Origin of the sequence: Micromonospora sp. M42, from assembly GCF_000568915.1 — a bacterium.
Classification (GTDB): Bacteria; Actinomycetota; Actinomycetes; order Mycobacteriales; family Micromonosporaceae; genus Micromonospora; species Micromonospora chalcea.
In genome coordinates, this window is record NZ_KK037233.1 from 5324577 (window position 1) to 5348076 (window position 23500).

A 23500-nucleotide genomic window follows, 5' to 3' on the forward strand; every position below is an offset into this window, starting at 1 on the left:
CTTTGGCGGTACCCCCGGGCCGCCCGGTCATGCCGACCGATTTCGACGGTGATCGGGTTCGGTCGGCCGTCCCGCTCGCGGGACAGCGGTGGCCCGGTGACCCCGATCTGCCAGGTTTGGGCGCGCCGGACCTGGGTTAATGGGACGCTCTGACCGGAGACCCCGCTACGCGAGAAACGCATGGAGGTGCACCATGCGCGTCGGCCTTGTATGCGCGCACGCCGGCTCGTCCACCGACGGTCCCACCGTCGGGACGCAGGAGCACATTGCGCGCGTGGCGGCGGAGCTCGCCGCCCGGGGCCATGACGTCCGCGTGTACGAGCGCCGTGCCGCCGCCGCCCAGCCCGCCCTGACCGAACTCGACGGCTACCGGGTGGAACGTGTGCCGGTCGGCCCGCCCGACGTGCTCTCCACCGCCGAGCTGGTGCCCTTCGTCGCCGAGTACGGCCGCTGGCTGGCCGGGCAGTGGGCCGGTGACTGGACCCCCGACGTGGTGCACGGCCACTACTGGGTCGGCGGGCTGGCCGCCGCCCACGCGGTACGCGCCACGGACATCCCGGTGGTGCAGACGTTCCACTCGCTCGGCGTCGAGCAGCTGCGGCACCTCGGGCCCCGGTACGGCGGGCCGGGCGAGCGCATCCCGCTGGAACGGGCGCTGACCCGGGCGGTGGACGTGGCGGTGGCCCAGTGCAACGACGAGGTGGACGAGCTGACCCGGATGGGCCTGCAGCGCACGTCGGTGGCGATGGTGCCGACCGGGGTGGACACCGGCCAGTTCCATCCGGACGGCGAGGCGGCGCCCCGCGACCAGCGGGCCCGGATCCTCTCCGTCGGCGGGCTCGCCCCCGGACACGGGCAGGACGACCTGATCCGGGCGATGCGGCTGGTCGGCGACGCGGAGCTGGTGATCGCCGGCGGCCCGCCGGCCGAGCGGCTGGACGGGCACGCCGAGGCGCGCCGGCTGCGGGAGCTGGCCGAGCGGGCCGGGGTGGCGGAGCAGGTGAAGCTGGTCGGCGCGGTGCCGCACGACCAGATGGCGACCTGGTACCGCTCCGCCGACGTGGTGGCCTGCACGCCGCACTACGCGTCGGCCGGGCGGGTGTCGCTGGAGGCGATGGCCTGCGGCGTGCCGGTGGTCGGTTACGCCATGGGCGGCATCGCCGACGCGGTGGTGGACGAGGTGACCGGCAAGCTGGTGCCGCCCGGTGACGTACGCACGCTCGGGGTCACGCTGCGCCGGCTGTTGTCGGACAACGCCGGGCGGTTCGCGTACGGGCACGCCGCGGTGGACCGGGTCCGGTGCAGCTACACGTGGGAACGTACCGCTGCCGCGCTGGAACGTCTCTACGAGCGGGTGATCGGGCGTCGCCGCCCGGCCACGCCGATCGAGCCGACGCCGGTCGAGGTGACGCCGCCGGTCGAGGTGGCCGTCTCGGAACGGGGACCGGTCGAGGCGGCCTGAACCGGCACCATCCCGGCGCCCACGATCGCCTTCTGGCGGGCGCTGGCGTGGTGGTGCTGCGGTTCGGCGTACCGGGTCAGGCCGACCACCGCCGCGAGCGTGACCAGGAAGCCCAGACCGGCCAGCCACTCCCGGCCGGGCCAGATCTTGTCGTTGAGCAGCAGCAGGCCGACGATCGCCGCGGGCACCGCCCCGGCGGCGTCCATCGCGGCCACCGCCGCCGTGGTCGACCCGCGCTGCATGGCCAGGCCGAGCAGCAGCTGGCCGATGACCGAGTGCACGATCAGCAGGTAGAGCAGCGGGTCGCGCACGAACGCCTCCACCGATCCGGCCGAGGCGAGCGGGCGCGCCGCCACCGCGGCGGCGGAGAACGCCATCCCGGCCAGTGAGCCGAGCACCACCGACCCGAGCGCGCCGTGCAGCCGGGCGGCGAAGAACCCGGACCCGGCGATCGCGAACACCGCCACCGCCAGGCCGACCAGTCCGGCGGTGCCGAGCTGCCGCGACGGCGCCGGCTGGGCCGACAGCACCAGCGCGGTGATGCCGGCGAACAGCAGCACCAGCAGCACCACCTCGGCGGCCGGCAACCGCCACTTGAGCACCAGCACGCCGAGCACGGCGGTCACCCCGAGCCCGGCCGCCACGCTCGCCTGCACCAGGAACAGCGGCAGGTCGCGGCGGGCCAGGAACGCCAGCACGAAGCCGACCACCTGGCAGGTCAGGCCGATCAGGTACGTCCGGTGCCCGGCCAGGCGCAGCAGCAGCCCCGGGTCGAACGTGTGGTGCACGGTTGTCCGCGCCGCGGCGACCGACTGGAGAAGGTTGGCGAAGCCGTACGCGACGATCATCGCTGCCAGGAAGCACCAACCGGAGGAAACCACCTGGCGAGGATAGAGGCTCTTCCCGGTTCAGCGCTCGGCTGGACGGCCGAGCCGGGCCAGGATGTCGTCGTGCAGCGCGCCGTTGCTGGCCACGGCGCTGATGTCGGCGGAGTCCGCGCCCCCCGGGGCCGGCCGGCCGGCCAGATCCGTGATCACGCCACCCGCCTCGGTGACGATCGGCACCAGCGCGGCGATGTCCCACAGCGACAGCTCCGGCTCCACCATCACGTCCAGCGCGCCCTCGGCCAGCAGCATGTAACCGTAGAAGTCGCCGTACGCGCGGCTGCGCCAGGTGTCCCGCATGAGCTGGAGGATCGCGTCCAGCCGGCCGGCCTGCTCCCACCCGGTCAGCGACGAGTAGCAGATGCTCGCGTCGCCGAGCGCGGTGACGCCGGAGACCCGGATCGGCGTGCCGTCCGCCGGTCCGGCGCCGGCGAACGCGCCCGCGCCGAGCGCGCCCCACCAGCGGCGGCCCAGCGCCGGGGCGGAGACCAGGCCGAGCACCGGCCGGTCGTGCTCCAGCAGCGCGATCAGGGTGGCCCAGACCGGTACGCCCCGGACGAAGTTCTTCGTGCCGTCGATCGGGTCGATCACCCAGCGCCGCCCGTCCGGCCCGGCCGGCGGCTGCTCGCCGTACTCCTCGCCGAGCAGGCCGTCGCCGGGACGGTGGGTGGCCAGCAGCGCGCGGATCTCCCGCTCCACGGCGGTGTCCGCGTCGGAGACCGGGGTCAGGTCCGGCTTCGACTCGACGCGCAGGTCCAGCGCGCGGAACCGGGCCGAGGAGACCGCGTCCGCGGCGTCGGCGAGCAGGTGGGCGAGGGCGAGATCGTCGGCGTACCCGGTCATGACGGACACGCTAGTGGCGTGACCACGACCGTCGGTCGTCGGGGCGTCACCCGAGCGCTGTCACCGCCTCAGTCGGGGCCGACCAGGAGGACGAAGGTGCGTGCCAGGCCGAAACGGTCGGTGCGCGGCCAGTCCAGAGCGGCGAGCGCGGCGGCGGACGGCTCGTGCCGCCGGCCGTTGATCCGCACCTCGCACTCGGTGACGTCGCCACCCTGGCCGACCAGCATGCGAACGCCGTTGAGATGTGGACGGTCCAGCCCGGCCGCGATCACCGGCGCCAGGGTCGACCACGGCATCGCCTCGGCGAACCACTCCTGCTTGTGCTGCGATCCGTCGGCGGACCATCCGGTCACGCCGCCGACGATCGCATGCCAGCCGGCGAACCCGCCCTTGTCGCCCGACCTGAAGTGGCTCGCCAGCCGCCCTCGCTGCTCGATCATCTCCAGGACCGTCACCAGGCAGGTCTCGATCCACGCCCCGATCGCCTGACGGGCCGCCTCGACCGGGTCGGCCGCCAGGCCGAGCGTGCAGTCGACGATCGTCGGCACGTCCGGCCGGTCCGCGTTCAGCAGGAGCTCCAGGTCCAGGTGGCGGTAGTCGTCGCTGTCCGGTGGAAGGACCCGGACGCCCAGCGATCCCGACCGCAGCATCGGCCCGTCGGTCATCCGCCACTCGCCACCCACCTCGGCGAGCATCGGCGCGGCCAGCTCCAGCACCCGCTCGGCGGGCAGAGGCCGTGGGGTCGGCCGGGGATCGATCATGGTGGGTCAGCGTACCGGTGAGGCCCGGCGCCGTGGGCCCGGCCGGCGACGCCGGTCAGGACCCGGCGAGCGGATCGCCGGGGTTGCGCTCCGGCTCGCGCGGGTCGCCCTCGCCGCTGCGGGAGGCCAGCAACCGGCGGTACGAGGCGAGCCGGCGCGCGTCCGCCTTCCCGGCGGCCACCCAGGCGTCCAGCGCGCAGTCCGCCTCGTCGGCGGTGTGCGGGCAGTTGGCCGGGCAGTCCACCGTCGCCTCGACGAGGTCCGGGAAGCCGTGCAGCAGGCTCTCGGCGGACACGTGGGCCAGCCCGAAGCTGCGTACCCCCGGGGTGTCGACGATCCAGCCGGTGTCGCCGTCGGCGCCGGGCTCGGCGGGCAGCCGCAACGCCACCGCGCTGGTCGAGGTGTGCCGGCCCCGGCCGATCGCGCTGACCGTGCCCACCGCGCGTTCGGCGTCCGGGACCAGGCGGTTGACCAGCGTCGACTTGCCCACGCCGGAGTGACCCACCATCACCGACACCCGGCCGGCGAGCAGCGCGCGCAGCGCGGCCAGGTCGGAGTCCGGGCGGATCAGCACGTACGGCAGCTCCAGCTCGGTGTAGTAGCCGAGCACCGCCTCCGGGCCACCCAGGTCGGCCTTGGTGAGGCAGAGCAGCGGCTCGATGTCGGCGTCGTACGCGGCCACCAGGCAGCGGTCGATGAACCCGGTACGCGGCGGCGGGTCGGCGAGCGCGCTGACGATCACCAACTGGTCGGCGTTCGCCACCACCACCCGTTCCAGCCGCCCCTCGGCGGTGGTCTCGTCGTCGTCCGCGGTACGCCGCAGCACCGAGGTCCGTTCGGAGATGCGCACGATCCGGGCCAGCGCGCCCGGCGCGCCGGAGGTGTCCCCGACCAGACCCACCCGGTCACCCACCACCACCGACTTGCGTCCCAGCTCGCGGGCGCGCATGGCGGTGACGAGCGGGGCATCCGGCCCGGCCCCGGGCAGCACGCAGGTGTAGCGGCCCCGGTCGACGGCGATGACGAACCCGTCGACGGCGTCGGCGTGCCGGGGGCGGGTGCGCGTACGCGGCCGCGACGACCGGCCCGGTCGGACCCGGACGTCGTCCTCGTCGTACTCGCGCCGCTTCGTCGCCAGGACGTCCCCCCCCGCTGTCAGTTCTTGCCGGTCACCATCCCCGACCATAGTGCCGGGAACTCCGGCATGGTCTTGGAGGTGCACGCCACGTCGTCGACCTCGATGCCGGGGACGGCCAGCCCGGCCACCGCCGCGGCGTGCGCCATCCGGTGGTCGGCGTACGTGCGGAACGTCCCGCCGCGCAGCGGGCGGGGCCGGATGTCCAGCCCGTCGGGGGTCTCGGTGATGTCCGCGCCGAGCGCGGTGAACTCCTTGGCGAGTGCGGTGACCCGGTCGGTCTCGTGGCCCCGGATGTGGCCGATGCCGGTGAGCCGGGACGGGCCGTCGGCCAGCAGCGTGAGCGCGGTCAGTACCGGGGTCAGCTCGCCGACGTCGGAGAGGTCGGCGTCCAGCCCGCGTACCGTGCCGGTGCCCCGCACGGTCAGGCCGTCGGTGCCGAGCGTCACCTCGCCGCCCATCCGGTGCAGCAGCTCCCGCAGCCGCTCGACCGGCTGGAGGCTGCTGCGCGCCAGTCCTGCAACGTCACCTCGCCGCCGGTGACCAGCGCGGCGGCGAAGAACGGCGCGGCGCCGGAGAGGTCGGGTTCGATCTCCCAGCCCCGCCCGGACAGCGGGCCCGGCTCGACGGCCCAGACGTCCGGCGTGGTGTCGTCCACCGCGGCGCCGGCGGCGCGCAGCATCTGCACCGTCATCCGCAGGTGCGGCGCGGACGGGACCGGGGGACCCTGGTGCCGGACCACCACGCCCCGGTCGAACCGGGGCGCGGCCAGCAGCAGCCCGGAGACGAGCTGGCTGGACGCGGAGGCGTCGATGACCACGTCGCCGCCGGTCACCTGCCCGGCGCCGAGCACGACGAGCGGCAGGCTGCCCGTCGGCGGGGCGTCGATGCGGACGCCGAGCGCCCGCAGCGCGCCGATCAGCGGGCCGAGCGGGCGCGTGCGGGCGTGCGGGTCGCCGTCGAACGTGACCCGGCCGGCGGCCAGCCCCGCCACCGGCGGCAGGAAGCGCATCACCGTGCCGGCCAGGCCGACGTCGACGTGCGCCGGCCCGGCGAGCGGATGCGGGCGGACCAGCCAGCGGTCGTCGTCGGAGATGGACATGTGCGCGCCCAGCTCGCGCAGGCCGCCGGCCATCAGCTCGGTGTCCCGGGCGCGCAGCGGCCGGGCCAGTGTCGACGGCCCGCTGGCCAGCGCGCCGAGCACCAGGGCCCGGGCGGTCATCGACTTGGAGCCGGGCAGGCGCAGTGTCGCGGCGACCGGGTCGCTGGCGGTCGGCGCGGTCCACGGTTGCGGCTGACGGGTAGCGATCGGATTCCCCACGGTCACATTCTGCCAAGTTCCCGGCCCGGTGGAACCGTCCGTGGCCGCTGCTCCCGTTGGGCGGGACAGCCGAAACGTCCGGATGGGGCTAGCGTGGGCGCCATGTGCGGGAGGTACGCCACGACCCGGAGCGCCGGTGACCTGAGCGCGCTGTTCTCCTCGGCTGACGAGACCGGCGGGGTGGCGCCGGACTTCAACGTCGCCCCGACCGATCCGGTGCCGCTGGTCCGGCTCGCTCCGGAGGGGCACCGGCTGCTCTCCCTGGGCCGCTGGGGGCTGTTGCCGGGGTGGTCCCGCAGCGCCGCCGGCGCCGCCCGCATGATCAACGCGCGGGCCGAGACGGTTGCGACCAGCCGGGCGTACGCGCCGTCGTTCGCCCGGCGCCGGTGCCTGGTGCCGGCCGACGGGTGGTACGAGTGGGTCCGGCTCGCCGGTGGCGGGCGGCAGCCCTACTTCATGACGCCCCGGGACGGCTCGGTGCTCGCCTTCGCCGGCATCTGGTCGGCGTGGGAGTCGGCCGGGGTGGCCCGGCTCACGTTCAGCGTGCTCACCACCGCTGCGGTCGGCGAGCTGGCCGAGGTGCACGACCGGATGCCGCTGCTGCTGGCGCCGGATCGCTGGGCGGATTGGCTCGGCCCCGCCGACGACCCGGCCGGATTGCTCGCGCCGCCCGACGCCGGCCTGCTCGCCGGGCTGGAGATCCGCCCGGTCTCCCGGGCGGTCGGCGACGTCCGCAACGACGGTCCCGAGCTGATCGCGCGGGTGTCTCCGGAGGGCGAGGAGGCGGTCTCCGGGCCGACCCTTTTCTGATCACGCTCCGCCACATCGACGCGCCCCTTTTGCCGGGGTTGCGCCGGAAAAGTCGCCCGGACGTTCAGTCAGTTTCATTGAAGACTCTTGTCCTTACGTATGCGAATGCGATAGAACACAGCGCCGGTGATGGGCGTTGGTTCGCACGGGGCGACGACACCCATCGATCTTGCTGAAAGATCTCTGCCGGTCCCACGGGGGAGGTGGGTGTATTGACACGGGCACGCATGCCCCGCCCGCACGAGGTCGCCGCGGCACGGCGCGACCCACGACTGCTGCGGGCTCTGCACGAACGACGCCAGGACGAGGCGTGGCGCACCAGAGGCACCTGTCAGAACGTCGATCCGGAGACGTTCTTCCCGGCGCCGAACGAGCCGGCCGACGCGGCGGTGGCGCTCTGCCGCACGTGCGACGTCCAGGGCTCCTGCCTGGCCTGGGCGCTGGAGGTGGGCGACTGCCACGGCGTCTGGGGCGGCACGACGCCGCGCGAGCGCCGAGCCATGCTCGTGGCCTGGCGCAGCGAGGTGCAACCCGATCCGGACGCGATCGACGACGCCGGCCCGCCGGTGCGTGACCGCCTGCTCACCCTGGTGCCGCTGAGCTGATCCCTCGTCGCCCGTGGCCCGTCCGCGGGCCACGGGCGACGACCGGTTCGGCCCGTCCCGGCGCCGCCGGCCGACCGGCACGCGCAGAATGGGCCGGTGCGGCACGACGACGAGATCGACACACCCCGGGGACGGGCGCGGTTCCGCTTCCACCCGCCCGCAGACGGCGCGACAGTGCTGGTGCTGGGCCACGGGGCAGGCGGCGACGTGGACGCGCCGGACCTCACGGCGGTCCGGGACGCGGTGCGCGACGCCGGGGCCGGGGTGGCCCTGGTGACCCAGCCGTACCGGGTCGCCGGGCGGCGCGCGCCCGCTCCCGCCGGGCACCTCGACGAGGCGTGGACGGCGGTGCTGGCCGAGCTTCGCCGGCGCGCCCCGCAGGTGCGCGACTGGGTGGTCGGCGGCCGGTCCTTGACAACCGATCTATCCGTCACAGTCCGATCTCGCCGGGATGGGGCATATAAAAGTCACGTTCACGCTCAAAGGGATGTTCTTGTGGGGGCGGCCGGAGTCGTCGCGCTGGCGTTCCCGCTGCAACCCGCCGGGCGGCCCGGAACGCTCCCGGGCCGCGGAACTGCTCACCGGGCTGCCCACGCTCGTGGTCAACGGCGACCCGGGAACCCGTTTCGGCGTGCCCGAACCCGGCCCGGGGATCGAGGTGGGTGGTCCGGGCCGGGACAGCGGCACGACCTGCGGGGCGACCCGGCCGGCACGGCCGCCGTGGTCCGGGACTGGCTGCGCGTACACGGATGGTTGTCCTGAGCGACGGCGCGCGCCGTGACCGTCGCCCGCGGCGGGTCGTTGCACCGGTTGGTGCCGGCCGCCCGGTTCGGGTGCGCCGGGGCCACCCTCCCAGGCCCTTCCTGGTCCCAGCGGCGGTCGCGGCCGCCGCCGGGGCCAGGATCGGGTGGGACCGGTGGAATGCCGCACCCCGTACCTCGCGTTACCTCCCTGTGGACGACGACAGTGCCAGCGCGAGGGGGGTGACCGGTGCCGATACAGACACGGAGCCGGGAACGGGACGAACGGGACGAGCGGCAGCTCAGGCGGCTGCTCGACGCGCCGGAGTGGCCCGCGGCGTCGGTCGTGAGCACCGGCACAGACTCCGGAAGTGAATCTGCCGGAAAGTGGGTACGCGTATCCTCAGCGGGAAAGCATCCGACGCGAGGGGATGTGCGGTTGACCACCGAGAAGACGGACGAGCGCAGGGCCCGCTTCGAGCGGGACGCTATGCCCTTCGTCGACCAGCTCTACGCCGCCGGTCTGCGGATGACCCGCAACCCGGCCGACGCGGAGGACCTGGTTCAGGAGACGTACCTGAAGGCGTACGCCGCCTTCCACCAGTTCGAGCAGGGCACGAACCTGAAGGCCTGGCTCTACCGGATCCTGACCAACACCTACATCAACACCTACCGTAAGCGGCAGCGGCAGCCCATTCAGGCGCCGACCGAGGAGATCACCGACTGGCAGCTCGCCGAGGCCGAGTCGCACACCTCCAGCGGCCTGCGCTCGGCCGAGACGGAGGCGCTCGACCGGCTCCCGGACAGCGACGTCAAGGAGGCCCTCCAGCAGTTGCCGGAGGAGTTCCGCCTGGCCGTCTACCTGACCGACGTCGAGGGCTTCTCCTACAAGGAGGTCGCCGACATCATGGGCACGCCGATCGGCACCGTGATGTCCCGTCTGCACCGTGGCCGACGTAATCTGCGGAAGCTGCTCGAGCAGTACGCGGCGGAGCGCGGTTTCAGCGCCGCCTCGTCGAAGAAGGGTTCGACCGCCGCCGCCAGCCGGGAGGTGTGACCGTGAGCTGTGGACAACCGCACGAGACGGACTGCCGCGAGGTGCTCGCCGAGGTCTACCTCTACCTCGACCTGGAGTGCGGCGAGGAGCGCCGGCTGCTGATCCGGCACCACCTGGACGAGTGCGGGCCGTGCCTGCGCGAGTACGGCATCGAGCAGGAGGTCAAGGCGCTCGTGGCCCGGTGCTGCGGCAACGACTCGGCGCCGGAGAAGCTGCGTGAGCGGCTGCGTCTGCGGCTGACCGAGCTGGTGGTCTTCGAGACCACCGAGTCCCGCGAACTGGCCGACTGAACAAGCGACGGAACGGCCCGGGTCCGAATGATCGGACCCGGGCCGTCACGCGTTTCCGGCAGGTGCCGCGCTGTTCCCGATGATCAGGAGTTGGGGCGCTTGCCGTGGTTGGCGCTGCTCTTCTTCCGGGCCTTCTTCTTGCGGGCCTTCTTCGCCATGCTCTGCCTCCTTGTGCTGGTCACGGTTCCGTCCGCGGCTGGCCGCGGCGGAGGTCGCGGTGTGGCTCCCCGGCTCGCCGGTGGCCGACCCGCACGATGCTAGTGCCGACGCAGCCCGCCGGAGCGCGCTGGGGCGCATCGCGTGCCCGGTGGTGCGCGGCCCGGCGTGACCGGCGTCATGATTGGATACCGTTCGCAGGACTGTCGGGGAGTCGTCGGGGAGAGGGAGGGCCGGAAGATGGCCGAGGAGATCCGCGCCGAGATGGTGGCGAACGTCTGGAAGGTCGTGGTGTCGGCCGGCGACACCGTGTCCGAGGGCGACACGCTCGTCATCCTGGAGTCGATGAAGATGGAGATCCCGGTGGTCGCCGAGTCCGACGGCGTGGTGCAGCGCCTCGCCGTCAACGAGGGAGACGTGGTGCAGGACGGCGACCTGATCGCGGAGATCGGTTGACCGCCCTGCTGGTGCGCCGCGCCGAGCCGGCGGACTTCCCGGCCGTGGCGCGGCTGACTGTGGCCGCGTACGAGGCGGACGGCCAGCTCAGGGACGAGAGCGGGTACGCGCCGGTGCTCGCCGACGTGGCCACCCGCGCCCAGACCGGCGAGGTGCTGGTGGCCGTCGACGACACCACCGGCCAGGTGCTCGGCGCGGTGACGTTCGTGCTGCCCGGCACCCCGTACGCCGAACTCGCCGGCCCGGGCGAGGCGGAGTTCCGGATGCTCGCGGTGGATCCGGCCGCGCAGGGCCGGGGCGCCGGCGCCGCGCTCGCGGCCGCGTGCGTGACGCGCGCGACGGAGCTGGGCTGCACGGCGGTGGTGATCTGCGTACGCGCCGGGATGGCGGCGAACGCGCACCGCCTCTACGAGCGGCTCGGGTTCGTCCGGCTGCCGGAGAAGGACTGGTCGCCGCTGCCCGGCATCGACCTGCTCGGTCTGCGGCTGGACCTGACCGCGGCGGGCTGAACCGGCTCAGCCCTGGCCGGTCTCGCCGATCTTGGCGAGCAGCTCGTCGGCCACCTCGAGCGCGATCCGCTTCCGCTCGTCGTCGGTGATGCCGGGCGCGCGGACCGCGAACCAGCTGGTGTGCACCGCGAACAGCGTCAGCGCGGCCCGCAGCTGGGCGGCCGGCGAGTCGTCACCCCGGCACAGCTCGTGGGCCAGCCGCATCATCCGGTCCCGCATCTGCTGGCCGGCGACCAGGCTCTTGAGCACCGTCTGGTTCTGCTCGAAGAAGCGCATCACCTGGGGCAGGTCGCCGGCGAACATGCTGTCGGCGTACCGCCCGAGCAGGGCGCGCCGGGTCGCCAGGGTGGGTGGCTGGTCGGCGGCCCAGGCGATCAGCTCGTCCATCCGGCGCAGCCGGTCGTCGACGAAGCTGGTGACGATCTCGTCCTTGCTCTTGAAGTGGTAGTAGAGCGCCGCCTTCGTGACGCCGAGCCGCTCGGCGATCTCCCGCAGTGACGTCTTCTCGTAGCCCTGCTCGGTGAAGAGTTCCAAGGCGACGGCCTGGATGCGCTGCCGTGTGCCTCCTGTGCTCTCCCTCACCAGCCGACTTCCTTCCAATCCGCTTGACGTCCGACCGCCATCAGCTTACCGTCCGGCTAGTAAGCAAACTAGCCGGGCGGCAAGTAAGTTGATCACATGATCTGCGGGGGAGCCTACCGATGAGTCAACAAGCCCCGGTCGTCGCGAGACCGAACATCCGCGTCGTCCTGTTCGGCCTGATGATCGCGATGATGCTCGCGATGCTCGACAACATGATCGTCAGCACCGCGCTGCCGCGGATCGTCTTCGAGTTCGGGGGCGCCGACCACTTCACCTGGGTGGTCACCGCGTACGTGCTGGGCACGACGGTCTCCACGCCGATCTGGGGCAAACTCGGCGACCTCTACGGACGCAAGGCCGTCTTCCTCACCGCCGTCGTCGTGTTCCTGGTCGGCTCGGCGCTGTGCGGCATGTCCGGCTCCGGCGTCTTCGGCGGCGCCGACAGCGGCATGATCGAGCTGATCGCGTTCCGCGCCGTGCAGGGCCTCGGCGCCGGTGGCCTGATGGTCGGCGTCATGGCGATCATCGGTGACCTGGTGCCGCCCCGCGAGCGGGGCCGCTACCAGGGCATGATCGCCGGCATCATGGCCATCGCCATGGTCGCGGGGCCGCTGGTCGGCGGCTTCATCACCGACAACCTCTCCTGGCGCTGGGCGTTCTACGTCAACCTGCCGCTGGGCGGAGTGGCGCTGCTGGTCCTGGCCACCACCATGCACCTGCCGAAGTACCGTACCGAGCACAAGATCGACTGGCTGGGCGCGGCGCTGCTGTCCGTGGGCATCACCGCGATCGTGCTGGTCACCACCTGGGGCGGCAACCAGTACGACTGGGCCTCGCCGCAGATCCTCGGCCTCGCCGTGCTGGCGGTGGCCGCGCTCGGCGTGTTCGCTCTCGTCGAGCGGCGCGCGCCCGAACCGATCCTGCCGCTGAGCCTGTTCGCCAACCGCAACTTCGCGCTGATCTCGGTGATCGGGTTCCTGCTCGGCTTCGCCATGTTCGGCGCGATGAACTTCCTGCCGCTCTACCAGCAGACCGTCCAGGGCGCCTCGGCCACCAACAGCGGCCTGCTGCTGCTCCCGCTCATGTTCGGCATGCTCGTGGTCTCGCTCGTGGTCGGCCGGACGATCACCAAGACCGGCCGCTACCGGGCCTTCCCAATCGTCGGCGGCGTCGTGATGGCCGCCGGGATGGGCCTGCTCAGCCTGCTCGACGTGGACACCAGCAAGGCGCAGTCCTCGCTCTACATGGTCGTGCTCGGCGTCGGCATGGGCTTCCTGATGCAGACCTCGATGCTGATCGCGCAGAACAGCGTCGAGCAGAAGGACCTCGGCGCCGCCAGCGGCGCCGCCACGTTCTTCCGGTCCATCGGCGGCTCGTTCGGCGTCTCCCTCTTCGGCGCGATCTTCGCCAACCGTCTCGCCGACTCGGCGGCCGGCCCCGCGTTCGCGGGCTCGGGTGGCGGCGAGGGCGGCGCGATGAACCTGGAAGCCCTCAAGAAGCTCACCGGCCCGATGCGCGAGGCGGTGCTCGGCGGCCTCGCCGACGCCATCTCGCACGTCTTCTTCTGGGCGGTCCTCTTCACCATCGCCGTGCCGGTGCTCGCCTGGTTCATCAAGGAGGTGCCGCTGCGCGCGACAAACGACGTGCGGCTGGCTGGCCCCACGCCGGAGGACGAGGCCGAGGCCGCGCTCGGCAAGGCTCCCGTCGCCTGACTCACCCGCCGCGGCCCCGCGCCCCCACCCCGGGGGTACGCGGGGCCGCCGCGTCTCCACTCCAGCGAGGCACCCGGTGCCTTCCGCCCGCTGCCCGCCACATCGGGGGAGTGGTGGGGTCGGAGGGGAGTTGATCGCGCCACCTCGGCGAAGTGGCGGCGCTCGGCTGGGTGGTGGGGGCCGGGGAGCCGGCCGTAAATGGGGCCCCGGAACGGTCCCGGCGCTCAGCCTCTGCGGAACAGGGCGGTGAGGCGTCGCCAGAGGCGGCGCAGCGGGCCTCCGCCGGCGCCGGCGATGAGCGAGTCGGCGGTGGCGCGGGCGGCCGGGTCGAGGGCGGGGGTCGCCCGCGCCAGGTAGGCGAGCGACACCGCCACCGGGGTACGCCGGGCGGCGCCGGATGCCACCTCGGTGAGCCGCCCGGCCACCACGGCGGCCACGTCGGCGCGGGTGGCCGGGTCCACCCAGGCGGCGGTGACCAGGGCGAACAGCGCCGCCTCGGCGGCCGGGCCGGGATCGGTGGCCAGTTCGTGCAGCACCCGCCGCCGGGTCGACGACTCCCACGGCTCGTCGGTGCGGTGGTGCAGCAGGCCGAGGCAGGCCCAGACCTGCGCGCAGCGTCTCCACAGTGCCGGGTCCTGCCCGCCGAGCACGCGGCCCAGCGCGGTGGCGGGTGCCTCCGGCGGGTGCGCCAGCAGTGCGAGCAGGTCGGCGAGGTCCAGTGTGGCCAGCCCGACGGCGGCGTCGTACGCGGCCGGGGGGTGCGCCCACGCCGGGTGCGCCAGGTGCTGGAGGCGGCGTACCGCGGCTGCCGAGGGGGCGGGCCCGTCGGGGGACGGGAAATCGTCGTCTGCCGGTGTGACCTGACCCAGCCAGGGCCGCCCCCGGCAGCATTCGGCGAGGTCGCCGTGCTCGTGCGTGTCGTCCGGATGTTCCCGGACGAAATCGGCGAGCGCCACCAGGTGGTCCACGTCGCCGTCGCGCAGGTAGCGCAGCCGGTGCGCGGTGTGCACGGCGCAGTCGAAGGTGGGGTCCTTCGCCAGCGCCCGGTCGATCCAGCCCAGCGCCGCGTCGAGCCGGCCGTTGTCGGCGAGCGTGCCGGCAATGTCCGCGTAGACGGCGAGGTCGTCGGGGTCGAGCGCGACAGCCCGTTCCAGCGCCGCCAGCGCCTCGCCGGTGCGGCCGGCGCTGCGGTACGCGTACCCGAGCCACACCTCGCCGAGTTTGGTGGGCTGTGCGCGTACCCCCCGGGTGGCCCAGGTGACGGCGAGGGTGACCTCGCCGAGGCGCCGGGCCAGCGCGGACGCCGCGCCCAGCAGCAGCGGGTGGGCCGGATGCACGGTGATCGCGTTGCGGGCCAGCGTGAGGTACGGCGCCAGCGGCTCGCGCAGCCGGCGTGGCGCGGGGTCGGGCGCCGCCGCGCAGACCTGCATGAGGATCCGGGCGGTGCGTTCGGGGTCGAGGCGTTCCGGCAGGTCGGTGGCGGTCACCCAGGGCACGGCGGCCCACGGCGCGGCGGGCGCGTAGCCGGTGGCGGCGGCCAGCAGGTCGAGCCCTTCGGCGGGCCGGCCGGCGGCGGCGAGCAGGTGCGCGCGGGCCACCACGGCGCCGACGAACGCCTGCTGACCGAGCGGGAAGAGGTCCAGGTCGCCGCCGCTGGCCGCGTCCAGCCGGGCGAGCGCTTCGTGCGCCTCGGGCAGCGTGGGGGAGCGGACCAGCGCGGCGGCGATGTGGTCGGCGGCGTGCCGCAGGTCGCCCTCGCCCAGCGCCAGCCGGGCCAGCGCGAGTTCCTCCTCCGCCGAGAGCGCGGCGTCGTCCTCAGGCACGTCGTCCTTCCGCCGGTCGGGGTCGGTCAGCCGGGCAAGCCTAGGGGATCTTCCGTCAATTAGTGATCCACTGCGCACTCCTGCTCGTTGCGTTGATTGAGGCTGCTGAAACGTGCAAGACTGAGCATCGAACGCGCGAGAAACGCGCAGAAGGAGGTCTGGAGTGACGCGAGCAGGGGCCGGTATGGCCGCCGACATCGACGAGCAGCCGGCCGGTTACGAGCGTCTGCTCTCCGCCGAGCACGCCGCGGCGATCGCCGAGGTCGCGGCCGTCGTCGCGCAGCGGCGCCCCCGGCACGTGGTGTTCACCGCGCGGGGCACCTCCGACCACGCCGCGCTCTACGCGGCCTACCTGACCGAGATCCGCCTCGGACTGCCCGCCGGACTGGCCTCGCCCAGCGCGATCACCGTCTTCGGCGCCCGGCCCGACCTCTCCGACGCGCTCGTCGTCGGCGTCAGCCAGAGCGGCGGCTCGCCCGACCTCGCCGAAGTGCTGCGGGTCGCCCGCGCCTCCGGCGCGCTCACCCTGGCCGTCACCAACAACCCCGGCTCGCCGCTGGTCGAGACCGCCGAGCTGAGCGTGGACATCGCCGCCGGCCACGAGCGGGCGGTCGCCGCCACCAAGACCTACACCGCCGAACTGCTCGCGCTGCTCATGCTGATCGAGGGCGTACGCGCCGGCGACGGCGTGCTGCCCGCCGAGGAGCGCGCCGCGCTGAGCCGGCTGCCCGAGCTGGCCGCGCAGACGCTCGCCGACGACACCCCGGCCCGGCTCGCGCCGCGCTACCGGTTCGCCGCCCAGCTCGTCACCACCGGCCGGGGGTACGCGTACCCGACCGCGCGCGAGGCGGCGCTGAAGCTGATGGAGACCTCGTACCTGCCGGCGCTCGCCTTCTCCGGCGCCGACCTGCTGCACGGCCCGCTCGCCATGACCGACCCGGACGTGCCGGTGCTCGCCGTCGTCGGCTCCGGCCCCGGCGGCACGTCGATGCGCGAGGTGCTGCCCCGCCTCGGCGAGCGCCGCGCCGACGTGGTCGTGGTCGGCTCCGCCGACGTCGGCGAGACCCGGATGGCGGTGCCCGAGGTCGACGAGCGGTACGCGCCGCTGCTCGACATCCTGCCGCTGCAACGGCTCGCGCTGGCCCTGGCGCTGGCCCGGGGCGAGGACCCGGACGCGCCGCGCGGCTTGAAGAAGGTCACGGCGACGATGTGAGGCCCGGCGTGGCACGCTGTGTGGCGTGTCCACCCTCCGTGACCTCGCCGAGGAGCACACCGCGCTCCGCCCGGCCGACATCGACCACCTGCACCGGATCGCCGGCGACTGGCAGCTGCTGTCCGACCTGTCCTTCGCCGACCTGCTGCTCTGGGTGCCGGTGGACGGCGACGGCACGTTCCTCTGCGTGGCCCAGGTCCGTCCCACCACCGCCCCGACCGCCTACCTGGACGACCAGGTCGGGCGGATCGTCGGCGGGGCCGAGGTGGCCCACCTGGAGGTGGCCTACCGGCAGGGACGGATCTGGCGCGAGGGCGACCCGGTCTGGTACGGCGACGTCCCGGCCCGCCACGAGGCGATCCCGGTCCGGCTGCGCACCGGCGACGGTGAAGCCGGCGAGGTGATCGCCGTGGTGGGCCGGGACACCAACCTGTCCACCGCGCGCACCCCGAGCCAGCTCGAACTGAACTACCTCACCACCGCCGACGACCTGGCCCAGATGATCGCCGACGGCACGTTCCCGCCGCCCCGGCACCCCGGCGAGACCACCTCGGCGCCCCGGGTCGGCGACGGCCTGGTGCGGCTCGACGCCAACGGCAAGGTCACCTACGCCAGCCCGAACGCGCAGTCCGCGTACCGCCGCCTCGGCTATGCCTCCCACCTGGTCGGCGAGGACCTGGCCAAGCTGCACCGCCGGCTCGCCGGCGACCCCCTCGAAGGCACCGACGCGGGCAACGCCGTGCTCGCCGCGCTGCGCGGCGAGGCGCCGCCCCGGCGGGAGATCGACGCCCGCGGCGCGACCATGCTCACCCGGGCGCTGCCGCTGATGCCCGCCGGAGTGCCGATCGGCGCGCTGGTGCTGGTCCGCGACATCACCGAGGTACGCCGCCGCGACCGCGCCCTGATCACCAAGGACGCCACCATCCGGGAGATCCACCACCGGGTGAAGAACAACCTCCAGACCGTCGCCGCGCTGCTGCGCCTGCAGGCCCGGCGGGTCTCCATGCCCGAGGCCCGGGTCGCGCTGGAGGAATCGGTACGCCGGGTCGCCTCGATCGCGCTGGTGCACGAGACGCTCTCCATGTCCAGCGACGAGGCGGTCGAGTTCGACGGCATCGTGGACCGGGTGGCCAGCGCCGCCACCGAGGTCGCCGCCACCGAGGTGAGTGTCGGCATGCGCCGCCGCGGCAGCTTCGGCGTCCTGCCCGCCGAGATCGCCACCTCGCTGGTGATGGTGCTCAACGAGCTGCTGCTCAACGCCGTCGAGCACGGTTTCCCGTCGGCCGAGGAGGAGGCGGCCGCTCCTCCTGTGGACGTGCCCCGGCCGGAGGCGGGGGTTTCCGCGCCCCGGCCCGAGGTTGTGGTCTCCGCGCACCGGGCGCGCAAGCAACTGCACGTCACGGTGACCGACAACGGCCGGGGGCTGCCCGAGCAGTTCGACGCCGAGCGCGGCGGCAACCTGGGCCTGCAGATCGTCCGGGCGCTGGTCACCGGCGAGCTGCGCGGCACCATCGAGCTGCGTAACGGCGCCGACGGCGGCACCGAGGCGGCCATCGTCGTACCGCTGGCCCGCGGCACCACCGACCGCCTCACCGGACGAGCAGGGCCACTGTGATCCCCGGACGCGGCCACACCTGCCGCACCGTGTAGCCCGCGCGCAACGCGTCGCCCTTCGCACCCGGCACCGCCGCCAACGGGTCCGCGCGCCGGCCGGTGACCACCAGCCACACCCGGTCCACCCCGGCCAGGCACCGCGCCGGGTCGTCGCACTCCACGGCCCAGAGGCTCGCGTCCTGACGCTGGTTGCGGACCACCAGCACGTCGCGTGGCAGCCTCGACCCCAGGTGGTACGCCATGCCGAGATCCGGGAACAGCCAGCCGTCCCGGGGCGAGTAGACGATCGCGTCGCCCGGCCGCTGCCCGGCGCGGATGATCCCGGCCGCGCCCGCGTAGTCGACGGGTGCGCTGCGCGGCCACTCGTGGGTGCGGCGCAGCGCCACCTGATCGGGCAGCCCGAGCAGTCCGGCCAGGACCACCACCGCGATTCCCGCCGCGACCCGTCCGCGCGGCGACGTCGGCCCTTGCTCTGCTTCCGTGGGCGCGGCAGTGCGGCCGGCTGCGGCGGGTGTCGCCGTGCGCGCTGGTCCAGCGGGCGTTGCTTCAGCGGGCGTTGCTGTTGCCGGCGTTCGGGCCGGTGCGGGAGTGACCCGCGCGGCAGCCAGCGCGGCGCCGGCCAGTACGCAGGCGAACGGCACGGTGAAGACCAGGTAGCGGGTCACCCAGAGCGGCACCATCGTTCCGGCGGCGAACATCAGCAGCACCGGCAGCAGCACGGCGGCGGCCGGCAGCAGCGCCCGGCGACCCAGCCGGGCCACGCCGAGCGCCGCGAGCGCGAGCACGAAACCGCCGACGACGCCGCTCTGCGCCAGCGCACCTGGTAGCGCCGCCAGGTCGGGCAGGCGCGCCGGGTCGACCCAGTCGAGCTGTCGACCGCGCTGCCCCCGGGCGACGAGTGCCAGTGGGGTGACGAGCACGACGGCCGGCACCAGCGCCAGCAGCCACCCGGCCAGCGTCTCCCGAGCCTCGCCGGTCACGTTCTGCGGTTCCGCTTCCGGCGCGTCCCTGCCATGCTCCCTGCTCCCGGGATGCGGTGACACCCGTGGCGTTCCACCGGCGTTCGATCTCGTGGCTGGGTGGAACGCCGTGGGTGTCTGCGGGGCGTCGTGACACCCGTGGTGTTCCACTCGCGCTCGATCTCGTGGCTGGGTGGAACGCCACAGGTGTCTGCGGCGTGGCCGGCTCGCGTCGGGTATCTGGGCTCGGGACTGGCGGGGCGGATCGACGACCCCCGCAGGGCCATGTGCGGCGGTCAGCAGCACCACCACGGCGTGCGCGGCGAGCAGGGTGAGCGCGACCAGGTGGAGCAGGCCGAGCGCGGCGACCGCAGCGGCGTACCCGGCCCAGCGTCGCCAGGTCGGCCGGCGCAGCGCCTCGACCAGCAGCAGCGTGGCCAGCACGGCGAGCAGCGTGGCTAGGGCGTACGGGCGGGCCTCCTGCCCGTACCTCGAGGTGACCGGCAGGACCGCGAACAGCAGTCCGGCCAGCAGCCCGGCGCGACGGCCGACCAGCACCGCGCCGAGGCGGGCGGTGAGCGCGGCGGCCACGGCCATGGCGAGCGCGGAGGGCAGTCGCAGCGCCGTCGGCGACGTGCCGGCAATCGCCGTCCAGCCGTGCATGAGCAGGTAGTACGGCCCGGTGGCGGCGTCGATGGTGCGGGTCATCCGGGCCAGGTCGGATAGCGGGCGGGTGGCCGCGCTCCAGGTGGCCAGCTCGTCCCGCCACGGCTGGGCGTGCCCGATCCCGGCCAGCGTCACCACGAGCGTGAGCAGCCCCGGCGTCACCCACACCGCCCAGCCGGGAAGGGCGCGAACAGACGCGGGCCCGAACCTCCTCACCCCCGCAGCGTCACACGCCCGCTCCCGCTCACCCCCCAGCTCCCCCATTTCCCACCCACCCGGCCCACCCCACCCCGCCCGGCCCCGGCCCCGTCGATCATGAGGTTGACGGCACTCACCGTCCCTTTTGTCCCCGCCAACTTCATGATCAACGGTGCGGTGGCGGGGGTGGACGGGGACCGGCGGTGTCGACCAAGGAGATTGCGGCCTGATGTGGCGGGTTGGGGGACGTCAACTCCTTGATCAACGGGAGAGGGCGGGGAGGGAGGGCGGGGGACAGGGATGGGAGTCGATCCCGATTGGGGCCCGTGATGTGGGATCACAGTGCGGAGCTGTGGTCCGGCCGGGCGTGGTGTGGCAGCATGAGGCACATGACCGCCGCTGTCGTCCGCCGCTTCGTGGCTCGCCGCCACGTCGATTACGGCCGCGTGCGCAGCGCGATCTGTCCGGCCCACTGACGACGCCCGACCCTTCCGTCTCGGGCGCGCACTCGCGCCGGCCGTCATCGACATCGCCGTCCACGGCCCACTCCCGGGCCGGCCGCCGCGTCCGCGCTCGCAGGCACCGCAGCAAGCAATGGAGGACGCCGCGATGGCGGTCAGCAGCACCCCGACCCGTCCCGACTCCCCGGCGCCCGCCGCCCGTGCGCCCCGCCGGCCACGCGGCGAGGGCCAGTGGGCGCTCGGGCACAAAGAGCCGCTCAACCCCAACGAGCGGATCAAGAAGGACGACGACCCGCTGAACGTGCGGGACCGGATCGAGAACATCTACGCCCATCGCGGTTTCGCCTCGATCGACCCGCAGGACCTGCGCGGCCGGTTCCGCTGGTGGGGCCTCTACACCCAGCGCAAGGCCGGCATCGACGGCGGGCGTACCGCAGTCCTGGAGCCGCACGAGCTGGAGGACGAGTTCTTCATGCTCCGCGTCCGGGTGGACGGCGGCCAGCTCAACCTGGCCCAGCTCCGCGTGATCGCGGACATTTCCCGCGAGTTCGCCCGGGACACCGCCGACATCACCGACCGGCAGAACATTCAGTACCACTGGATCCGGGTCGAGGACATGCCGGAGATCTGGCGCCGGCTGGAGGCGGTCGGCCTGCAGACCACCGAGGCGTGCGGCGACTGCCCCCGGATCGTGCTGGGCAGCCCGGTCGCCGGGGTGGCCCGGGACGAGGTGCTCGACCCGACTCCGGCGATCGACGAGATCGTCCGCCGGTACGTCGGCGACAAGGCGTACTCCAACCTGCCCCGCAAGTTCAAGACCTCGATCTCCTGGCTGGTCGACACCCCGTACGAGGCGAACGACATCGCGTTCCTCGGCGTGGAGCACCCGGAGCACGGTCCCGGCTTCGACGTGTGGGTGGGCGGCGGGCTTTCCACCAACCCGATGCTCGCCAAGCGGCTCGGCGTCTGGGTGCCGCTGAACGAGGTGCCGGACGTGTGGGCCGGTGTGGTCGGCATCTTCCGCGACTACGGCTACCGCCGGCTGCGTAACCGGGCCCGGCTGAAGTTCCTGGTCGCCGACTGGGGCGTGGAGCGGTTCCGGGAGGTGCTGGAGAAGGAGTACCTGGGCCGCACGCTGCTGGACGGCCCGGCCGCGGAACTGCCGGCGAAGCCGGTCGACCACATCGGTGTGCACGCCCAGCGTGACGGCGCGAACTACGTCGGCGCGGCCCCGGTGGTGGGCCGGGTCTCCGGCACCCAGCTGGCGCAGCTCGCCGACGTGGTCGAGGCGCACGGCAGCGGCCGGGTGCGGCTCACCCCGTACCAGAAGCTGCTGGTGCTGGACGTGGCGCCGGAGCGGACCGAGGAGCTGGTCACGGCGCTGCGCGGGATCGGCCTGGAGGCCCGGCCGTCGGCGTGGCGGCGCGGCACGATGGCCTGCACCGGCATCGAGTTCTGCAAGCTCGCCATCGTCGAGACCAAGCGGCGCGGCGAGGAACTGGTCGCGCGCCTGGAGGAGCGGCTGCGCGACTTCGACGCGGACATCTCCATCCACCTCAACGGCTGCCCGAACGCCTGCGCCCGCACCCAGGTCGCGGACATCGGGCTCAAGGGCCAGCTCGTGGTCGGCCCGGACGGCCGGCAGGTCGAGGGTTTCCAGGTGCACCTCGGCGGCGGCCTCGGCATGGCCCAGGGCCAGACCGCCGGTTTCGGCCGCAAGCTGCGCGGCCTGAAGACCACCGCCGAGGAGCTTCCGGAGTACGTGGAACGGCTCGCCCGCCGCTACCTGGCCGGCCGGACCGAGGGTGAGACGTTCGCCAACTGGGTGATCAGAGCCGACGAGGAGGAGCTCCGATGAGCGATGCCCGATCTGCGCCTCTCTACTGCCCGTACTGCGGGGAGGAGGACCTGCGACCGCACGAGGCCGGACACGGCGCCTGGGAGTGCCACGCCTGCGCACGGGTCTTCGCGGTCAAGTTCACCGGTCTGCTGAGCCGGGCGGTGACCCGGTGAGCGGCCTCGTCTCCGCCGCCGGCCTCGGCCTGATCGGCGAGGCCGGGCCGGCCCGCCGGGACCCGGAGGAGTTGCGCGCGCTGGCCGAGGAGGCCGGCCGGGAGCTGGCGGACGCGCCGGCGATCGAGATCGCCCGGTGGGCGGCCGAGACGTTCGGCGAGCGGTTCTGCGTGACCAGCTCGATGGCCGACGGGGTGGTGGCGCACCTGGTCTCCCGGGTCGCGCCCGGCGTCGACGTGGTGTTCCTGGACACCGGGCTGCACTTCCCGGAGACGCTGCGGGTGCGTGACGAGGTGGCCCGCCGGATGCCGGTGCGGGTGCGCTCGATCCGGCCTCGGATGACCGTGGGCCAGCAGGACGGCCAGTACGGTCCGCGGCTGTTCAACAGGTCCCCGGACGACTGCTGCCAGCTGCGCAAGGTCGAGCCGCTGGAGCGGGCGCTGTCCGGGTACGACGCGTGGGCCGCCGGGCTGCGCCGGGACGAGTCGCCGACCCGGGCGAACACGCCGGTGGTGGGCTTCGACGCGCGGCGCGGCAAGGTCAAGGTGAACCCGATCGCGGCGTGGACGCAGCGGGAGGTGGACGCGTACGTGGCCCGGTACGACATCCCGGTCAACGAGCTGTTCGCCCGTGGCTACGGCTCGATCGGCTGCTGGCCGTGCACCCGGCGGACGAAGGCGGGGGAGGACCCGCGGTCCGGTCGCTGGGCGATGTTCGAGAAGACCGAGTGCGGCCTGCACACCTGAGGGCCGGGCCACCCGTGGTGCTGGTGGCGCACGGGAGCCGTGACCCTCGGGCGGCGGAGGCGACCCGGGCGCTGGCCCGGGCCGTGGCGGACACCTGGCCCGGTCGTGCGGTGCTGCCGAGCTGGCTGGACCACACCGATCCCGGCCCGGCCGAGGTGCTGCGCGGGCTTGCCGCCGCCGGCCACTCCCGGGCGGTTCTGGTGCCGCTGCTGCTGACCGCCGCGTACCACCGGAAGGTCGACATCCCGGCGGCGGTCGCGGCGGCCGGCGCCGAGATCGAGGTACGGGTGACCGACGTGCTGGGCCCGGCCGGCTCCGGCGTGGACGGCGGGTTGCTGGACGGGCTGCGCCGCCGCCTGGCGGAGGCGACCGGCGACGGGCCGGGCGGGCTGGACGCGGTGGTGCTGGCGGCGGCCGGTACCCGGGATCCGGCCGCTCGTGCTTCGGTGGGCCGGGTCGCGGCGGCGTTCGGCGCCGGGCTGGG

The 23500-nt window shown here is 73.9% G+C and carries 22 protein-coding genes and 2 pseudogenes; 15 read left to right on the plus strand and 9 right to left on the minus strand.

All coding sequences use genetic code 11. From position 1 onward, the window contains the following. Positions 1–193 precede the first annotated feature (193 nt). Positions 194–1462 (plus strand): glycosyltransferase, encoded by a 1269-nt coding sequence (locus MCBG_RS24600; RefSeq protein ID WP_064447891.1) that lies wholly within the window; start codon positions 194–196, stop codon positions 1460–1462. On the opposite strand, the gene MCBG_RS24605 is transcribed toward MCBG_RS24600, so the two are convergent. The 5 genes and pseudogenes from MCBG_RS24605 to aroA all read right to left on the minus strand — a co-directional run bounded on the left by MCBG_RS24605 (position 1345) and on the right by aroA (position 6406). Next, complete coding sequence (locus tag MCBG_RS24605) at positions 1345–2310, minus strand: hypothetical protein (protein ID WP_176722743.1); 966 nt, start codon at positions 2308–2310, stop codon at positions 1345–1347. The genes MCBG_RS24600 and MCBG_RS24605 overlap by 118 nt on opposite strands. Positions 2311–2370: 60 nt before the next feature. After that, on the minus strand, positions 2371–3189 hold the full coding sequence (gene hisN, locus MCBG_RS24610; RefSeq protein WP_043328490.1) for a histidinol-phosphatase: 819 nt from the start codon (positions 3187–3189) through the stop codon (positions 2371–2373). 68 nt (positions 3190–3257) lie between these two features. Then, entirely contained in the window at positions 3258–3950 is a 693-nt protein-coding gene (locus MCBG_RS24615; protein WP_043328492.1) for a DUF6348 family protein, read from the minus strand. 55 nt (positions 3951–4005) lie between these two features. Beyond that, the gene (gene rsgA / locus MCBG_RS24620) at positions 4006–5136 is read right to left on the minus strand and encodes a ribosome small subunit-dependent GTPase A (protein WP_043328494.1); all 1131 of its coding nucleotides are present in this window, start codon (positions 5134–5136) and stop codon (positions 4006–4008) included. Continuing rightward, positions 5106–6406 (minus strand): annotated as a pseudogene (gene aroA / locus MCBG_RS24625) (3-phosphoshikimate 1-carboxyvinyltransferase). Before aroA ends, rsgA begins: the two are co-directional and overlap by 31 nt. Positions 6407–6508: 102 nt before the next feature. On the opposite strand from aroA, the gene MCBG_RS24630 reads away from it, so the two are divergent. From MCBG_RS24630 to rsrA, 5 genes and pseudogenes are all read left to right on the plus strand, one after another. Then, the gene (locus tag MCBG_RS24630) at positions 6509–7216 is read left to right on the plus strand and encodes an SOS response-associated peptidase (protein ID WP_043328496.1); all 708 of its coding nucleotides are present in this window, start codon (positions 6509–6511) and stop codon (positions 7214–7216) included. Between the two features lie 212 nt (positions 7217–7428). Further along, the gene (locus tag MCBG_RS24635) at positions 7429–7821 is read left to right on the plus strand and encodes a WhiB family transcriptional regulator (protein WP_030503699.1); all 393 of its coding nucleotides are present in this window, start codon (positions 7429–7431) and stop codon (positions 7819–7821) included. A gap of 96 nt (positions 7822–7917) precedes the next feature. Continuing rightward, positions 7918–8583: pseudogene (locus tag MCBG_RS32035) on the plus strand (alpha/beta family hydrolase). Positions 8584–8811: 228 nt separating this feature from the next. Beyond that, positions 8812–9618, plus strand: coding sequence for a sigma-70 family RNA polymerase sigma factor (locus tag MCBG_RS24640; protein ID WP_043328498.1), 807 nt, complete (start codon positions 8812–8814; stop codon positions 9616–9618). Between the two features lie 2 nt (positions 9619–9620). Beyond that, the gene (gene rsrA / locus MCBG_RS24645; protein WP_043330951.1) at positions 9621–9908 is read left to right on the plus strand and encodes a mycothiol system anti-sigma-R factor; all 288 of its coding nucleotides are present in this window, start codon (positions 9621–9623) and stop codon (positions 9906–9908) included. A gap of 83 nt (positions 9909–9991) precedes the next feature. Here rsrA and MCBG_RS35335 read toward each other — a convergent pair whose 3' ends face one another. Further along, positions 9992–10066, minus strand: coding sequence for a 50S ribosomal protein bL37 (locus MCBG_RS35335; RefSeq protein ID WP_369752275.1), 75 nt, complete (start codon positions 10064–10066; stop codon positions 9992–9994). Positions 10067–10304: 238 nt separating this feature from the next. On the opposite strand from MCBG_RS35335, the gene MCBG_RS24650 reads away from it, so the two are divergent. Together MCBG_RS24650 and MCBG_RS24655 are read left to right on the plus strand one after the other, a co-directional pair. Beyond that, positions 10305–10520, plus strand: a complete 216-nt coding sequence (locus tag MCBG_RS24650; protein ID WP_043328500.1) for a biotin/lipoyl-binding carrier protein — start codon at positions 10305–10307, stop codon at positions 10518–10520. Continuing rightward, positions 10517–11029, plus strand: a complete 513-nt coding sequence (locus tag MCBG_RS24655) for a GNAT family N-acetyltransferase (protein ID WP_043328502.1) — start codon at positions 10517–10519, stop codon at positions 11027–11029. The genes MCBG_RS24650 and MCBG_RS24655 overlap by 4 nt, the downstream gene beginning before the upstream one ends. A 6-nt stretch (positions 11030–11035) precedes the next feature. Here the strand turns inward: MCBG_RS24655 and MCBG_RS24660 are convergent, their stop codons facing one another. Beyond that, positions 11036–11611 carry a TetR/AcrR family transcriptional regulator gene (locus tag MCBG_RS24660; RefSeq protein ID WP_043328504.1) on the minus strand — a complete coding sequence of 192 codons (576 nt, stop codon included), beginning with the start codon at positions 11609–11611 and terminating at the stop codon, positions 11036–11038. Positions 11612–11730: 119 nt separating this feature from the next. Between MCBG_RS24660 and MCBG_RS24665 the strand changes: the two genes are divergently transcribed. Continuing rightward, entirely contained in the window at positions 11731–13323 is a 1593-nt protein-coding gene (locus MCBG_RS24665; RefSeq protein WP_043328506.1) for an MDR family MFS transporter, read from the plus strand. A gap of 224 nt (positions 13324–13547) precedes the next feature. Here the strand turns inward: MCBG_RS24665 and MCBG_RS24670 are convergent, their stop codons facing one another. Beyond that, positions 13548–15146, minus strand: a complete 1599-nt coding sequence (locus MCBG_RS24670; protein ID WP_043328508.1) for a tetratricopeptide repeat protein — start codon at positions 15144–15146, stop codon at positions 13548–13550. A gap of 184 nt (positions 15147–15330) precedes the next feature. On the opposite strand from MCBG_RS24670, the gene MCBG_RS24675 reads away from it, so the two are divergent. Then, positions 15331–16359: an SIS domain-containing protein gene (locus MCBG_RS24675; RefSeq protein WP_043328510.1), complete on the plus strand. Its 1029-nt coding sequence runs from the start codon at positions 15331–15333 to the stop codon at positions 16357–16359. Positions 16360–16384: 25 nt separating this feature from the next. Next, positions 16385–17974, plus strand: a complete 1590-nt coding sequence (locus tag MCBG_RS24680; RefSeq protein WP_043328512.1) for a PAS domain-containing sensor histidine kinase — start codon at positions 16385–16387, stop codon at positions 17972–17974. Here the strand turns inward: MCBG_RS24680 and MCBG_RS24685 are convergent. After that, positions 17949–19814 carry a glycosyltransferase family 39 protein gene (locus MCBG_RS24685; RefSeq protein WP_043328514.1) on the minus strand — a complete coding sequence of 622 codons (1866 nt, stop codon included), beginning with the start codon at positions 19812–19814 and terminating at the stop codon, positions 17949–17951. The two genes, MCBG_RS24680 and MCBG_RS24685, sit on opposite strands and share 26 nt — an antisense overlap. 591 nt (positions 19815–20405) lie before the next feature. Between MCBG_RS24685 and MCBG_RS24690 the strand changes: the two genes are divergently transcribed. The 4 genes from MCBG_RS24690 to MCBG_RS24700 all read left to right on the plus strand — a co-directional run. Next, a complete protein-coding gene (locus MCBG_RS24690; protein WP_043330952.1) occupies positions 20406–22115 on the plus strand; it encodes a nitrite/sulfite reductase in 1710 nt (569 codons plus the stop codon). Further along, positions 22112–22270, plus strand: a complete 159-nt coding sequence (locus MCBG_RS33190) for a hypothetical protein (protein ID WP_013288361.1) — start codon at positions 22112–22114, stop codon at positions 22268–22270. Before MCBG_RS24690 ends, MCBG_RS33190 begins: the two co-directional genes overlap by 4 nt. After that, positions 22267–23016: a phosphoadenylyl-sulfate reductase gene (locus tag MCBG_RS24695; protein ID WP_043328516.1), complete on the plus strand. Its 750-nt coding sequence runs from the start codon at positions 22267–22269 to the stop codon at positions 23014–23016. Before MCBG_RS33190 ends, MCBG_RS24695 begins: the two co-directional genes overlap by 4 nt. Further along, a partial coding sequence (locus MCBG_RS24700) for a sirohydrochlorin chelatase (RefSeq protein ID WP_198033351.1) occupies positions 22998–23500 on the plus strand: 503 nt, incomplete at its 3' end. The genes MCBG_RS24695 and MCBG_RS24700, both read left to right, overlap by 19 nt.